Here is a 14,794-nt window from a genome sequence, read left to right as displayed (position 1 = left end):
TCATTGCGCAGCATAAAATGGAAATTGATCGCGATGTATCTGGGGCTGGTGCTCATTGTGATGATCGTCAGCGGGACATATATCCTGCTGAGCCTCAGGAATATCGAAATAAATAAATCAAGACAGCAGCTGGAGATCTACGCGGAAAAGATCGTGGAGCAGGTCATTGATGCAGGGGATGCGGACAGCTTTCAGGAAGACTTGCAGGCAACAGTAACCAATGCCATGGGTATTCAGGGGAATGTGCTGAACGCCGAAGGGGAGACCATTGCGTCTACCACATCGCCCAAAGCGCCTTTTACCCAGTATACAGATCAGGCAGTCATTGCCGGCATGAATGGCACAGCCACATTCTCTTCCGGCAAGAAAAGCACGGACTCCTTTGGTCTGCTGAAGGAATGGATGAGCTATGCCCTGCCTGTGACAGATGAAAACGGCAATGTGGAATATATCGTGTATACCCGTTTGGATGCCAGCGATATGCAGAGCAGCCTCAACGAAACCACGAAGATCATCATTGTGGCAGTATCCATCGCCCTGTTTCTGGCGGCTATCATGGGTTATGTCTTTGCCCAGACCTTGACAGGACCTATTCTGGCACTGACCAGAGGGGCAAAGAACATGGCGGAAGGGAAGCTGAATCAGAGTCTGAAAGTCCGCAGCAATGACGAAATTGGGCAGCTTACCAGCAGTTTCAACTACATGGCAGCGGAACTGAGAAAGACCATGTCGGAAATCTCCAAAGAGAAAAACCGTATGGAAATCATTTTGCATAACATGAGCGACGGTGTTATCTCCTTTGCCAAGGATGGCGAGCTGATGCTTGCCAATACGGCAGCGGAGGAAATGCTGAAGGTGGATAAGATGGATATGGATTTTTCCCATTTTATCCGTGCCTTTGATATCAGCACCGGTGTATATTTGGATATGGGGGATGAGCTTTCCAAGGCAGTCACATTCCCTGTGGATAAGCAGTTTATTCACGCCACATTCTCTCCTCACTACAACCCCAAAAAAGAAATGGAAGGCGTTGTGGTGGTATTGCAGGATGTTACAGAACAGAAAAAACTGGACGACATGCGGAAAGAATTTGTGGCAAACGTTTCCCACGAACTGCGTACGCCTTTGACTACGGTCAAGAGTTATACGGAAACCCTTATGGAAGGGGCACTGGACGACAGGGAAACAGCCATGGAATTCTTGTCCATCATCGACAGCGAATCCGACCGTATGGCGTTCCTGGTACGGGATCTGTTGCAGCTTTCCCGTTTTGACAATAAGCAGGTGCGCCTGAATATTACGGAAATCGAAATGAACGAATTCCTCATGACTACCGTTCGCCAGAGCAAGATTCATGCGGAAGCGAAACATCAGGAACTGACCTTTGAGCCTTGCGACCATCCTGTCATCATTTACGGCGACAGAGATCGTGTGGGTCAGGTCGTCAACAACATTGTGACAAACGCCATCAAATACAGCTTAGAGCAGGCAAAAATCCGTATCTTCATCACCGAGGACGAGAAATATTACAAAATTTCCGTCAAAGATACAGGTATGGGCATCACCAGAGAAGACCTGCCTCGTATTTTCGAGCGTTTCTATCGTGTGGACAAAGCCAGAAGCCGTGCTATGGGCGGCACCGGTCTGGGGCTTGCCATTGCCAAGGAAATCATGGAAAGCCATAAGGGTCGCCTGACGGCAGAAAGTGAGTATGGCAAAGGCACGACTATGACCATGTGGTTCCCCAAAGAACGTCCAGAACTGGAGTACGAACACGAATTCAAAACAGGCGGTCCCACAGAATGACAGGATTTTTCCCGAAACGACACCGCAGTAACTGGAAAAATCAGGTGTTAAAAAACTGTAAGGGCACTGTAACAGAACTGTAATATTCTTGCTGTATAATAATGGCAGTGAAAAATACGAGTAGACGGTAAGGAGGTGACGGAGATGAAAAAAAGATTGTTTGGCTTGGTTTTGGCAGGACTTCTGTGCTTTTCTCCCGTCAGTGCATTTGCCGCAGAGGTAACTCCCATCACTGTCAGCAGCGGTATCGACCTGTACCAGGAAGAAACAGAATCTACATTTGACAGCAGCCGCACCATCTACGGCGAAGCGAAACCCAATACAAAGGTTTCTGTATCTGTCAGCTGTAAAGACGCCAACGGGGATATGAGCGTTGTAAGCGCACAGGAAGTGACTGTAGGTTCCATGGGAATCTTCGCAGCTACCGTTGGACTGGAAATGGGTTATAACTATGTGACACTGACGGCGGATAAAGCTGGGTACGATGAAGCGTCTTACACAGTTGTGATCAAGCGCCTGCCCAATCAGCTGAAAAAAGATCTGCAAAACATGATCGCGCTGCCCGGTCTGTACTAAGGAGCGCAAAAATATAAATTCATAAAGAAGCGGTGAGATCGAATGAAAAGAAACAGGATTACAAATGTTATCATTGTTGTTCTGGTCATAGCCGCTGTGTATCAGACAGGAGAGTTATGGCTTGAAGGAACAGCAGGCCATAACTTTTTTCGTGCAGTAAAAGAATCCATTTCTGCTACGGATGAGGCGTCAGAAAGCAATGCGCTGCTGGCAACCAGATATGCCGTAGGGGATGGAGCATCCAATTTTTCCGTATACTATCCTGACAAAGTTGGCAGCAGTGACATGCTGGAAAAAGCCAACGACGTTTTGCAGGAAATACTGGCGGAAAACATCGGCGAGAGCACGGAATTGGAAAAAGCCGACTGGAAAGAAATGCTGCAGAACAAATGTATTGTCATGCAGTATGATTTTATGATTAATATGGATGATTATCTGGAGGGCATGCGCAGTCTGAAAAATGGTCAGGATTTGGATAGCTTTGACTATATCACCATTGTGCCCGCAAGGCGTACAGGGGAGGAAAGCAAGGCGTATTTTGTCAATTCCCAGACCAACGACTGCGTGGTTTACCGTGCCATGAAAAGCAAATCGGCTCCCATACTTTTTGAGGCATTGCAGGCAGAACCGGAAGGGGAAATGGTTTATATTTCCACCGGGCAGAAAACCAGTTCTGCTGTCCTTAGGCGGAATCTGTTCCTGCCCCAGTGGGCGGAATTGCCCTATCAGTATGATACCTTGCGGCAGGTGCCTGCCTTTGAGCAGGATGGCGCTGTGAGCCGTGTGCTGCTGGAAAATACGGCAGAACGATTTTTCCGTAATTTCTCCGTGGACTGGAGCCAGCGGGATGAAAACGGAAATTTTGTATTCAGTGACAGCTCTGTGGTGCTCCGTTATAACCCGGGCAGCCGGATGCTGGAATACTATAACTACGAAAATTACGGCAGCGATGGTCCGAAAACAGCCCTTTTGGATGGCTATCAGATCAGCTGCAATTTTATGACCAATGACGCTTCATTGCAGACGGATGTATATTTGGCAGATATTGGCGGAAGCGGCAATGAAACAGTTTATTACTTCGATTACGCCGTAAATGGATTGCCTGTATATCTGTCGGAAAGCGTGCAGCAGGAAATTGGCATGAAGCATGCCATTGAAGTGACGGTCAGCAACAATTCCGTTAAGAAATACCGCCGCTATGCAGTGAATTATGAGGCATCCGGTGCAAAAGACGCCAGTCTGGATGTGCAGTTCATCGATGCGCTGGACGCGGCTAACCGTCTGTATCAGGAAACGGTGGAACAGCGGGAAATTGCAGATGTGAAGAATATTGCGCTGGGATATTTTGCAGACCGGACAGAAGGCATCCGTTTGCAGTGGTTTGTAAATCTTTACGACCGGATATTCCTCATTGAAACAGACAGTACTTTGCCGGAGCAAACGGCAGTGACAGAAACAGAACCGGAAACTGTGGTTAATGCATCCACCAATTCCTGAAAATCTGAAAAGAAAGGAGGCAGTCTATGGAGTGGCAAAAAGCGAAAAAGTTTGTTGTTGTGCTGCTGGTGATATTGAACGCCTGTCTGGCGGTGCTTAACTATCAGCAGAACCGGGAGAGCGCCATGACTGCTTCTCAGGAAAAGGCGATTTTTGAAGTGCTTTCCAAAAACGGCATTACCATGTATACAGACCTCATCACGGAAACAGAACCCATGAGCCGTCTGGAATGTATGGTGCCCACATATACCAAAGAAGATCTGGAACGGGCATTTTTTGACGGAGAAAAGACCACCGTTGTCCCCAGTCAGACCACGACCGTATATCGTACTTCTTCGTCAGAGTTGACGGTGGAAGGCGCCCACGGCACTCTCACATTTCCTCAGGTGGAAAAAGGGAAAGGTGAATTGAGCCGAGGAGATGCCTTGAAAAAGGCAGAGGAATACATGGACGGCAAAGAGAAAATATTTGGGGAATTTGTTTCCTATGACCTTTTGGAAACAGAGGAAGGCTACTGTGTGGTGTTCTATGAGAAGTATGACGATACCATCGTATTTTCCAATTACTTCCGGGTGTTTGTATCTCAGGCAGGCATTTATCAGGTGCAGTTTGTTTATTGCCCTGTGGTGGGTTATAACGGCGAGAAAAAGGATATTTTCTATGCCGATGAAGCGTTGCTCACATTCATGCGGGAACTGCGGAAAAACCAGCCGGAAGGGGCTGTGACAGTGAACCGTATGGAGCTTGGCTACGACCTGTCGGATAAAGAAAACCAGACCAAGGAAGGCATGCTTTACGCGGTGCCTTGTTACCGCATTTATCTCATGGAACAGGCGGAACCATACATCATCAACGCCTATATTTGCAAACTTATCAATGAAGAATAAAACAGACAGACTTGCGATATAAGAAAACGCAGGTCTGTTTTTTTGTACAGGCACACCCCCTTATGCTGGGCATATATTGTGCATAACAGGATTTTTCCGGGAGGTGGGAATATGGAGGGAAGCATGCTTTTGTCAGAAGTCCCTCTGGGGCAGAGCTGTCAGGTGGTGGAAAGCCATCTGCTGCGTCTGCTGGACTTGGGTTTTTGTGAAGAAAGTCAGGTGGTGCCTTTGTATACATGCCCTTGGGGCGGCACACGCCTGTATCATGTAAAACAGACCCGCATTGCCCTTCGGGACAGCGATGCGGCACAAATTCAGGTGAAGGCGGTGGAATGAGGATGGGTGAGGAAAAAAGACCCTGTATCGCTCTGGCAGGCAATCCTAACACAGGAAAAAGTACCCTGTTCAATGCCTTGACGGGACTGAAACAGCATACAGGCAACTGGTCTGGAAAGACCGTAGGCAGGGCAGAGGGACGGTTTTGGTTGGGAGAGAAAGAGGCGGTTCTGGTAGACCTGCCGGGAATTTATTCTCTCTTTTCTGCCGGTGCGGAAGAAGCCTGTGCCCGGGATTTTCTGGCTTTCGGTGATGCGGACGCTGTGGCTGTGGTGGTGGATGCCTCCGCTTTGGAACGTCACCTGCCTTTGGCTTTGCAGGTCATGGAATTGATGCCCCGCTGTGTGCTGTGTCTGAATCTGGCAGACGAAGCGGAGAAAAAGGGGATTTCTATTGATGACAAAAAGCTGTCAGATTTGACAGGTGTTCCCGTGGTGAAAACGGCTGCCAGAACGGGAAGAGGGTTGTCAGATTTGACAGCGGCTTTGGAGAAAGTCATGGAGCAGGAACCACATGTGCGCCATACGCCTTTTCATAAGGCTTTGCCGGAGGATTTTATAAAATTGCTGGCAGAAGGAGAGAATCTCCTGCCGGAAAGCAAAAACAGACCGCTCCTACTGGATTTTCTTTGGCAAAAAGAGGAGGATGTTTTGTCAGAAGAAGTTGGCGAAGAACTGCGCCAATGGAGAACTAAATGCAATGGGTATTTTGCAGGGGAGGAAGAAGCCCTTGCTGTTTATCGAAAAGAGCGTTCTCTTTGTTTTCAGAAACGGGCAGAAACCCTGACGGCTGCTGTCTGCAAGAAGAACGAAGGAAAAGGGGATACAACGGCACAGATGGATAAACTGTTTTTGCGGAAACGGACTGGAGTGCCGTTGATGCTGCTTTTGCTGGCGTTGGTGTTCTGGATTACGGCGGTAGGAGCCAATGTGCCTTCTCAAATGCTCATGTCCGTTTTTACCAAGCTGGGGGCAACTTGCCGCAGTGCGCTGGAGTCAAGCCCTGTTTGGCTGGAAAGCCTCCTCATGGATGGGGTGTTCTTGACGGTCAGCTGGGTGGTTTCTGTGATGCTGCCGCCTATGGCTATCTTTTTTCCTATGTTTACCCTGCTGGAGGATTGTGGTCTGCTGCCGCGGATTGCGTTTCAGCTGGATGGGCTGTTCCGTCGGGCAGGGGCTCACGGCAAACAGGCGTTGACACTTTGTATGGGCTTTGGCTGCAATGCCGCAGGGGTCACGGCGTGCCGTATCATTGATTCCCCCAGAGAACGGCTCATTGCCATACTGACCAATAACTTTGTGCCTTGTAATGGGCGGTTTCCAACGATTTTGCTGTTGATAGCTGTGTTCTTATCAGTGGGAAAGCCGTGGATGTCTGGTTTTGCCCTGTTTGTGGTCATTGGGCTTTCTGTGGGCATGACGCTGTTGGTTTCCTTCTTTTTGAGCCGAACAGTGCTGAAAGGGATGCCTTCTGCTTTTGTACTGGAATTGCCGCCTTTTCGCCGTCCGCAGATTGGGCAGGTGCTTGTGAGAAGTTTGCTGGACAGAACCATTTTTGTGCTGGGGCGTGCCATCACAGCGGCAGCACCGGCAGGGGCAGTCATTTGGTTACTCCAGCGGATTCAGATAGGGGATGGCACATTGCTGACACAGATTGCCCTGTTTCTGGAACCGCTGGGAGGAATTATGGGGCTTTCCGGTCCTATTTTACTGGCGTTTCTGCTGGGACTGCCTGCCAATGAGATTGTGCTGCCCATCCTGCTGATGTTTTACAGTCAAAGCGGCATGTTAGTGGAAGGGGGCAGCCAGACAGGGGCAATGCTGGCGGCAAACGGCTGGACTTGGACGACGGCTGTCTGTGCTATACTGTTTTCCCTGAACCATTTCCCCTGCGCTACCACACTGCTGACCATCCGCAAGGAAACGGGCAGCCGGAAATGGACGGCGATTTCTTTCCTGCTGCCAACGATCATTGGGATTTGTCTGTGTGCCGCTGTTCACGGTTTGTTCTGTTTCTTTGGTTTGACTTAATTTTTTGGAAAAAATGTGCTATACTGAGTACTTGAAAAGGAACAAAAGAAGGCGGTGGCAGAAATGAACGAAAATTTATGGAAATTACTGGAGATGGCAAAAGCGGACCCTGCTTTGCTGGCTGCTCTGGAAGCGACCAGAAAGGAAGCAGACCCGGCACTGGCGCTGTGCACATTGGCAACGGAAAAAGGCTTTCCCATTACCGTAGGGGAATTGTTCGGAGAAGGGGAGGAGTATACCTCCAATCTGCTCAAAAGCTGCAATGGCGGCGCAAGTTATCCCCTGGATGGCTGGGAAGATGCATACGATTTGTTTTTCGCGTCTTTGGATGCACTGAAAAACGCATAACAAATTGCTCTCAGAGAAGAAGACAATGCAAATGAAAATAGCCGGCGTTTCAAGACATTTAGTCCATGAAACGCCGGCTTTCTATTTCTGATGTTTCCTTGTGAAAGGTCATTAGAACAGCCCAACCTTAGACAGATATTTGTCGATGAGCTGCAATTTTGCTTCTGTGGAATACCCCATTTTTTTACTGATGAAGGAGCACAGCAGTTCAATGGTGAACAGCACCGCAACGTAGGAGTTGAAGAAGGTATTACTGTCTACGCTAACGGTAAGAAGCTGTGTGGCATACTTTGCCAGAGGGGAGCTTGCTTTGTCTGTAATGAGGACAATCTTTGCGCCGGCTTCATAAGCCATCTGGGCTGCCAGCAAGTCCATTTCCGAATAACGGGGGAAGCTGACGGCAACGATACAGTCATTTTCCGTAATGTCGCAAAGATGGTCGATAACGTTGAGGGCAGGGTGGGATGTTTCGTAAACATCCGGCAGCAGATGCTTCAGCAGCAGAAGCAGCATATCCCCCACGCAGGAGTTTGCACGGGATGTGACGATGAATTTCCGTTTGCTGCCTGTAATGAGCCCTGCAGCCCGTTCGAAGGACAGGGAATCGTTCTGGTTGACGCAGGATTTCAGGTTTTGCAGTACATTGGAAAAATAGCTTTCCATGATGTCGCTCTGATCCAGCTTGCCGATACTCAGTTTCAGTCTTTCAGACGGAATGGTGATGTTGTCGGAAACGCTGTTGATGCGTTCTGTATAGGTTTTGCGGATGCTCCGCTGGAAATCCATGAAGCCTGTATACCCTAAAGTGCGGGTGAAGCGAATGACAGAGGAGTCGCTGACCTGCAGGCGTCTTGCGATTTCCGTCGATGTGATGAAACATGCTTCTGCAAAATTATCCAGAATAAACTCAGCAATGAGTTTTTCTTTTTTTGTCAGCTTTACGCCCATAAGCTGCGCCCGTAGTTCTTCTGTCATAGTCTCCCTCTTTTCCATTTCTTGCATATACTATGTAGCCCCATTTTCTCACACTCCCCAGCCCTTTTCAATAGAAAAAGTAAAAAAGCCGTAAATTTTCAAAAAATATACATTCGCCTTTGTCCAAAATGTTGTAAGGCGGCAGGTTTTCGTATATAATAAGGCAATGTATGAATTGGAAAATTTCGTTTAGGAGGAGATTATTTGGCAGAAACAATTGCAAATTGGTTTGTAACAACATTTGAAGGTACGCTGGCGCGGGAATGGATTGTATTTCTGGTTTCCCTGCTGCCCATTCTGGAGCTGCGCGGCGGCATCATTGCGGGCTTTGCTATGAATATGGAATGGCTGCCCACATTCATCATCGCATATATTGGCAATATCTTGCCCATTCCTTTTATCCTGCTGTTCATCCGGTATATTTTCAAGGTACTGAAAAAGACGCCCATGCGCAAAGTAGTGGAATGGTGTGAACGCAGAGCGGATCAGAAAAGTGAGCAGATTCGTAAATACGCTTATTGGGGCGTATTCCTCTTTGTTGCAGTGCCGTTGCCCGGTACTGGTGCATGGATGGGTGCTCTCATCAGCGCGTTGTTGGGCATGGACCCCAAAAAGACATTCCCCGTTATCATGGCAGGGGTTTTGACAGCTGGCATCATCGTATCTGTACTGTCCTTCGGTCTGCTGGGCAGTCTGGGACTGTAAGAAGGGGGAGAGAACATGGCAGAACGTATTTCAACACCTTCCAGAACCAAACAGATCATTGAGGAAAACGGCTTTTACTTCAAAAAGAATTTCGGTCAGAACTTCCTCATTGACAGCAACATTCTGGATAATATCGCAGAATGTGCCGGTGTCACAAAAGAGGACTGTGTGCTGGAAATCGGTCCCGGTATCGGCAGTTTGACACAGGTATTGGCAGAACACGCCAGAGAAGTGGTTGCCATTGAAATCGACAGCAACCTGATTCCCATTCTGTCTAAAACACTGGCAGATTATGACAACATCGAAGTTCGCAATCAGGATATCCTGAAAACAGATATTGACGCCATCATTCGGGAGAAAAATAACGACCGCCCCATCAAAGTGGTGGCAAACCTGCCTTATTACATCACCACACCCATCATTATGGATTTGCTGGAAAATGAGCGGAAAGTGGACACCATCACCGTTATGGTACAGAAAGAAGTAGCGGAACGGATGCAGGCAGGTCCTGGGGATAAGGAATACGGCGCTCTGTCCATTGCGGTACAGTATTACTGTGACGCCCATCTGGATATGATCGTGCAGCCTTCCTGCTTTATGCCCCGTCCCAAGGTAGCTTCCGCAGTCATCACACTGAAAGTGCTGCCGGAGCGGAAAATTGCCGCAAAAGATGAAGAACTGTTCTTCCATCTGGTGAAATGCGCCTTTGGACAGCGTCGGAAAACACTGCTGAACTGTCTGTTCAATCAGGGGAATCTGGGCTTTTCCAAGGAAGAATGGACAGAAATTCTCACTTCTTTGGGTTGGGACCCTCGTGTCAGAGGGGAAGCATTGTCCATTGAGGATTTTGCCAAACTGACAGACGCAGTTTTTGAAGCAAAACAGAATCAGTAAATAGATATGCTCTGACGAAAGTCAGAGCTTTTTTGTTCAAAAAAGGAAATGTATTGTATTTTGATAGGAACGTGCTATACTAAAAATATCCCCCTAGGGGGGATATAAAGGAGGGAGAATATGGCACATCATCACGATACCAAACAAGTGCTCAACCGTCTTTCCAGAGCCATTGGACATCTGGAAGCGGTGAAAAAAATGGTGGAGGAAGGACAGGATTGCAGTCAGGTGCTGATTCAGCTGGCAGCTGTGAAGTCTGCCCTGAACAATACAGGAAAAATCATTCTGAAAGACCATATCAATCATTGTATTGTGGAGGCTGTGGAAACCGGGGATAAAAAAGCGCTGGAGGATTTGTCGGCAGCCATCGACCAGTTCATGAAATGAGGGGATTGCTATGACATCGCAAAAAACAGCTATTTTCTGGGCAATTCTGGCGGCGGGGCTTTATGCTCTTAATGCTCCTGTGTCTAAATTGCTGTTGGAAGAAGTGCCGCCGACCATGATGGCAGCCCTGCTGTATCTGGGGGCAGGCATGGGATTGGCAGTGGTGCGTCTTGTCCAGCGTATGACAGGAAAAGGGAAGAAAGAAGCCCCTTTGACCAAAAAAGACATGCCTTACACCGTGGGAATGGTTGTGCTGGATATTGCCGCACCCATTTTCCTCATGGTTGGCTTGACCATGACCACGGCAGCAAATGCTTCTTTACTCAATAATTTCGAAATCGTTGCTACTGCACTTATTGCCCTTTTTATTTTTCGGGAAGCCATTTCCAGACGGCTTTGGCTGGCAATCGTTCTGGTGACCATCTCCAGCGCCATCCTTTCTGTGGAGGATGTGACCAGCTTTACATTTTCCTATGGCTCCATATTCGTATTGCTGGCTTGCGTGTGCTGGGGGCTGGAAAACAACTGTACCCGTATGATTTCCCATAAAGACCCGCTGGAGATTGTTGTCATCAAAGGCTTTGGCTCCGGTCTGGGGTCGTTGGTGCTGGCATTTTGCCTTGGGGAAAGCGCATTGCCTTTGGTGTATGGGGTGTGTACCTTGCTGCTGGGATTTGTTGCCTATGGCTTGAGTATTTTCTTTTATATCTATGCCCAGCGGTATCTGGGGGCAGCCAAAACAAGCGCCTATTACGCATTGGCGCCTTTTATGGCAACAGCCCTTTCTTTGGTGATTTTTCGGGAAAAACCGTCAATATCCTTTTTTATCGCCCTGCTGATTATGGCGGTGGGGACATATTTTGCCTCTACGGACAACGCCGCGGAGAAATAAAAGGAATTTTGTCGGAATCGCAATAAAATGACAAAGGCTGCATGTGGAAAAGCAGGGGAGAGAATTTAGGGGCATCTTCGTAAGAAAACAAAGAAAGCCAAAATCCTTATGATTACAAAGGATTTTGGCTTTCTTATTTTATGAAGATTTTAGTTGTTATGTTTTCTTATGAAGACAGCCATCGCAATTCCCCTTAAGAAATCAAGGAAAAGGAAAATCAATGTTTTCTTAAGGGGAAGTTGCTTTTTCTCTCCCTTTTTTGTGTGAAAAAGAAGTTGACTATATATGGTGGAGGTGAAAGAAAATTTCTACCATATCTTTGATTTTTCAACAAATCCAACAGCACCCGACAAAAAGAAAGCCCTTTCGGCAAGCCAAAATCCTGCGGTCTTTCCCAAAATTCACCATGAAATCCGACAGTGTCCTCCATAGGCTGACAGGAAATGTGCTTTGTCGCAAAAATCGAGGAAAAAGCCGAAAAAATGGCGGATTTTCCGTCGGGATTTGTCTGCCGAAACCGTATTGTCACGGCATGTATACTGTACTATAATCAACCCAAAAGCAAGAATGTTTGTCATATTCATGCAGCAAACTACAAAGCGGAGGGATTGATTTTGAGCCAAATGAAAATAAAAGTGCTGTTAGCCGATGATAATAAGGATTTTTGTGATATTGTCGTGAATTATTTGCAGAAGCAGGAAGATATGCAGGTGGTAGCCGTTGCCATGGATGGCATTGACGCCATGAACAAGATTCGGGAATACCGTCCCGATGTGGCAGTCATTGACGGCATCATGCCCAGACTGGATGGCATTGGGGTGCTGGAAAGACTCCAGAAAAACCCGGATATGCACCAGCCCATCACCATCATTTTGTCAGCACTCAGTCAGGATAAAGTGGTGCAGCGTGCCATGGAATTGGGCGTAGGGTATTACATGATGAAGCCCTTTGACCTGGAAGCCCTGAGCCAGCGCATCCGCCAGCTCATGCAGGAACAGCCAGCAGTAAAACCGGCGGGCAGTGTATTTGCGGCAGCGGCACCGGCGGCACAGGGAACAGTGGATCTGGAAACGAGAGTTACCAACATTCTCCATGAAATCGGTGTGCCTGCCCACATTCGTGGGTATCATTATATGCGGGAAGCCATCATGATGAGTGTCAATGATATGGATGTTCTCAATTACATCACAAAGGAACTGTATCCTTCCATTGCCAAAAAGTGCAACACCACACCCAGTCGGGTGGAACGTGCCATCCGCCATGCCATTGAAGTGGCTTGGAATCGGGGAAAAGTGGAAGTCATCCATGAATTATTCGGTTATACCGTAAACAACCATAAGGGCAAACCTACAAACAGTGAGTTTATTGCCCTCATTGCCGACAGACTGCGCCTGGAGCAGAAAGCCGGCTGAACAAGGGGAAATGCCTTGTCTGCTGTCTTATTCCCTTGGGGCAGCAGAGCTTGTTCCACATAATGCCTCCATACAAAAATCAGGGTGGATTCGGGAAGAATCCACCCTGATTTTGTTTGGGAATCATTGGAGTGATTTCCTTGTTTCAAAACAAGAAGAAATAAAAAATGACCTCGGTAGCTGACTTCAGCAGAAAACGTATTGTATAGAATCTGGGTAAATAAAAAAGCTGAAATCCTTCGTGTTATAAGAATTTCAGCATTCTTCGTTTTCTGATGAAGCAGCCATTGACCTGCGAAGTTAGACGGTCTTCCAAGCAAAAACGGGACTGACCGCCCTTCCACAAGCGGTAACCCTTTTCTAAGATTATCTTACAGCCTTTGCAGAGAATTTGCAAAGGCTTTTTTTCTGCTTAATATCTCCGATTCACATAATCGTCAATGACGGATTTCCGACTTTCCTCCTGAAATACCCCTTCTTCCCGCAAACACTTTAAGATGAGTGTGCTGGTGGAGTGGAGGATGATGCCTTCTTCCTCAATGACGATTTCAAAGAGCTTTCCTTTGAGAAATTTGCTGCGAATCTTGATGAAATAAGCCACTACCCCTTTATAGTCCAGCATCCGCAGGGCAGTCAGGGTGGCTTTGTCTTTTTTGCTGTAATAGTAATTGCTCTTTTCCATATAATCCCGTTTCAGTTCATAATCCATGTCACGGGTAGTGCTGACGGTTTTCATTTCCTTTGCCAGCGCGTTGTAATACTGATAGTTGAACAACGCTTTTTCCAAAGTATCCATGTTACGAAAGGGGCCGATGTCGCCATAGATGACGGCTTCGTAATTGCGCTGCAAATATTCCCGTTTGGTCATATCGCCCTTGGCATATTGGTCGATCAAACTTTGGCGGTATTTGAAATATTTTTGTATGGCATTCATGAATCCAACCTCTTTCCCAGCCATTCCCTATGGTGTGACCCTTCCTGTCCTGTTACAATGGACAAAAAAGGGGAGGGTTTTATGGCAACATTTTTGGAGTATTATGAGCGGGAAATCATGTCCCGCCTGACCATGGCAGACCTGATACTGAAAACCGGACAGGAGCCTTATGATCTGACGCAGATGCTTTCCTGCCTGCAATTATCAAAAGAACAGGCGGAAGGTCTGCTGGAAACAGCCCTTGTCAGGGGCATCACACGGAGCCAGTTCCTTTCACTGCTCCAAAAGGGTGACAGCGTCATTTGCCGGATGTTTCAGCGGGAACTCAGCTGCGGCTTGCCTGCTGCCTATACACCGGCACAGATTTCCTACATCTATGACTTAGACTTGGAGCAGGTGGAGCAAGCGGCAAAGGAGACGGGACTCAATCCCTGTCAGGGGAAAAGCCTGTCCCGTCTGTTTTCTGCCATTGATCTTAGTCGTACACAGTACTGGTTCTAAGTTTGTCAGCTACTTCTTTGCCAGCCAGTGCTTCTACCAGTGTGATGGCGAAAGTCATGGCTGCGCCGGGACCTTTGCCAGTGATGACATTGCCGTCGCGGCATACTTTGTCAGCAACGGGTGTTGCACCGATGAGGCGGTCTTCCATGCCGGGATAAATGGTGGCTTTTTTGCCCTGCAAAATACCCAGATGTCCCAGTACCATGGGAGCGGCACAGATAGCGCAGACGAATTTGCCTTCTTCGTGGAATTTCAGCAGGAGTTTGCCCAATGCTTCGTTGTCCTGCAGATTCTGTGCGCCGGGCAGTCCGCCGGGCAGAATCAGCATATCTGCTTCAGATGCCACTTTTTCGTCAAAGAGCATGTCCGCACGATAAGTAACCCCGTGGGAACCTGTTACAGACAGTGTGCCCGCAAGAGAAACAAATTTTGCGTCTAAGCCTGCTCTGCGCATAAAGTCCAATGGTGTCACAGCTTCCATTTCTTCGAAGCCGTCTGCCAGAAAAACCAATGCTTTTTTCATGTGAAAAACACCTCCGTTACTGTTTTTGGCATAGCCAAATGTTGTGATGATTGTTTACTGATTTTATTATATGCGTTTTTTTGCTTTTTTT

General features: G+C 47.7%; 16 protein-coding genes. 13 read left to right on the top strand and 3 right to left on the bottom strand.

The window, feature by feature from the left end:
* Positions 1 to 3: 3 nt before the first annotated feature.
* From INF29_RS00580 to INF29_RS00550, 7 genes are all read left to right on the top strand, one after another.
* On the top strand, positions 4 to 1,806 hold the full coding sequence (locus INF29_RS00580) for an ATP-binding protein (protein ID WP_143158914.1): 1,803 nt from the start codon (positions 4 to 6) through the stop codon (positions 1,804 to 1,806).
* Positions 1,807 to 1,950: 144 nt separating this feature from the next.
* Positions 1,951 to 2,382, top strand: coding sequence for a hypothetical protein (locus INF29_RS00575; protein WP_087988489.1), 432 nt, complete (start codon positions 1,951 to 1,953; stop codon positions 2,380 to 2,382).
* A gap of 42 nt (positions 2,383 to 2,424) precedes the next feature.
* Positions 2,425 to 3,879: a hypothetical protein gene (locus INF29_RS00570; protein WP_193484043.1), complete on the top strand. Its 1,455-nt coding sequence runs from the start codon at positions 2,425 to 2,427 to the stop codon at positions 3,877 to 3,879.
* A gap of 26 nt (positions 3,880 to 3,905) precedes the next feature.
* Positions 3,906 to 4,766, top strand: a complete 861-nt coding sequence (gene yycI, locus INF29_RS00565; protein ID WP_193484042.1) for a two-component system regulatory protein YycI — start codon at positions 3,906 to 3,908, stop codon at positions 4,764 to 4,766.
* 111 nt (positions 4,767 to 4,877) lie between these two features.
* Complete coding sequence (locus INF29_RS00560; protein ID WP_087988492.1) at positions 4,878 to 5,102, top strand: FeoA family protein; 225 nt, start codon at positions 4,878 to 4,880, stop codon at positions 5,100 to 5,102.
* A gap of 2 nt (positions 5,103 to 5,104) precedes the next feature.
* Positions 5,105 to 7,132: a ferrous iron transport protein B gene (gene feoB / locus INF29_RS00555; RefSeq protein ID WP_243184049.1), complete on the top strand. Its 2,028-nt coding sequence runs from the start codon at positions 5,105 to 5,107 to the stop codon at positions 7,130 to 7,132.
* Between the two features lie 63 nt (positions 7,133 to 7,195).
* Positions 7,196 to 7,480 (top strand): Nif11-like leader peptide family natural product precursor, encoded by a 285-nt coding sequence (locus tag INF29_RS00550; protein WP_022254184.1) that lies wholly within the window; start codon positions 7,196 to 7,198, stop codon positions 7,478 to 7,480.
* A 111-nt stretch (positions 7,481 to 7,591) separates the two neighbouring features.
* Here the strand turns inward: INF29_RS00550 and INF29_RS00545 are convergent, their stop codons facing one another.
* A complete protein-coding gene (locus INF29_RS00545) occupies positions 7,592 to 8,455 on the bottom strand; it encodes a MurR/RpiR family transcriptional regulator (protein ID WP_022254183.1) in 864 nt (287 codons plus the stop codon).
* Positions 8,456 to 8,659: 204 nt separating this feature from the next.
* Here INF29_RS00545 and INF29_RS00540 point away from each other — a divergent pair, with 204 nt between their 5' ends.
* From INF29_RS00540 to spo0A, 5 genes are all read left to right on the top strand, one after another.
* Positions 8,660 to 9,160 (top strand): COG2426 family protein, encoded by a 501-nt coding sequence (locus tag INF29_RS00540; RefSeq protein ID WP_242970036.1) that lies wholly within the window; start codon positions 8,660 to 8,662, stop codon positions 9,158 to 9,160.
* A gap of 15 nt (positions 9,161 to 9,175) precedes the next feature.
* Entirely contained in the window at positions 9,176 to 10,054 is an 879-nt protein-coding gene (gene rsmA, locus INF29_RS00535; protein ID WP_147569953.1) for a 16S rRNA (adenine(1518)-N(6)/adenine(1519)-N(6))-dimethyltransferase RsmA, read from the top strand.
* Between the two features lie 120 nt (positions 10,055 to 10,174).
* Entirely contained in the window at positions 10,175 to 10,441 is a 267-nt protein-coding gene (locus INF29_RS00530) for a metal-sensing transcriptional repressor (protein ID WP_054328990.1), read from the top strand.
* Positions 10,442 to 10,451: 10 nt separating this feature from the next.
* Complete coding sequence (locus INF29_RS00525) at positions 10,452 to 11,333, top strand: DMT family transporter (RefSeq protein WP_193484040.1); 882 nt, start codon at positions 10,452 to 10,454, stop codon at positions 11,331 to 11,333.
* A gap of 443 nt (positions 11,334 to 11,776) precedes the next feature.
* Positions 11,777 to 12,745 (top strand): sporulation transcription factor Spo0A, encoded by a 969-nt coding sequence (spo0A, locus tag INF29_RS00520; protein ID WP_330397805.1) that lies wholly within the window; start codon positions 11,777 to 11,779, stop codon positions 12,743 to 12,745.
* A gap of 412 nt (positions 12,746 to 13,157) precedes the next feature.
* Here the strand turns inward: spo0A and INF29_RS00515 are convergent, their stop codons facing one another.
* Positions 13,158 to 13,679, bottom strand: coding sequence for a DUF6648 family protein (locus tag INF29_RS00515; RefSeq protein ID WP_084730494.1), 522 nt, complete (start codon positions 13,677 to 13,679; stop codon positions 13,158 to 13,160).
* Positions 13,680 to 13,760: 81 nt separating this feature from the next.
* On the opposite strand from INF29_RS00515, the gene INF29_RS00510 reads away from it, so the two are divergent.
* Positions 13,761 to 14,180: a hypothetical protein gene (locus INF29_RS00510; protein WP_193484039.1), complete on the top strand. Its 420-nt coding sequence runs from the start codon at positions 13,761 to 13,763 to the stop codon at positions 14,178 to 14,180.
* Here the strand turns inward: INF29_RS00510 and INF29_RS00505 are convergent.
* Complete coding sequence (locus INF29_RS00505) at positions 14,155 to 14,703, bottom strand: DJ-1 family glyoxalase III (RefSeq protein WP_072848028.1); 549 nt, start codon at positions 14,701 to 14,703, stop codon at positions 14,155 to 14,157. The genes INF29_RS00510 and INF29_RS00505 overlap by 26 nt on opposite strands.
* Positions 14,704 to 14,794 lie beyond the last annotated feature (91 nt).

Source organism: Anaerotignum lactatifermentans (assembly GCF_014982935.1).
GTDB classification, from domain to species: Bacteria; Bacillota; Clostridia; order Lachnospirales; family Anaerotignaceae; genus Anaerotignum; species Anaerotignum lactatifermentans.
The sequence above is the reverse complement of the archived record's forward strand: the minus strand, read 5'-3'. Positions and strand labels throughout refer to the sequence as shown.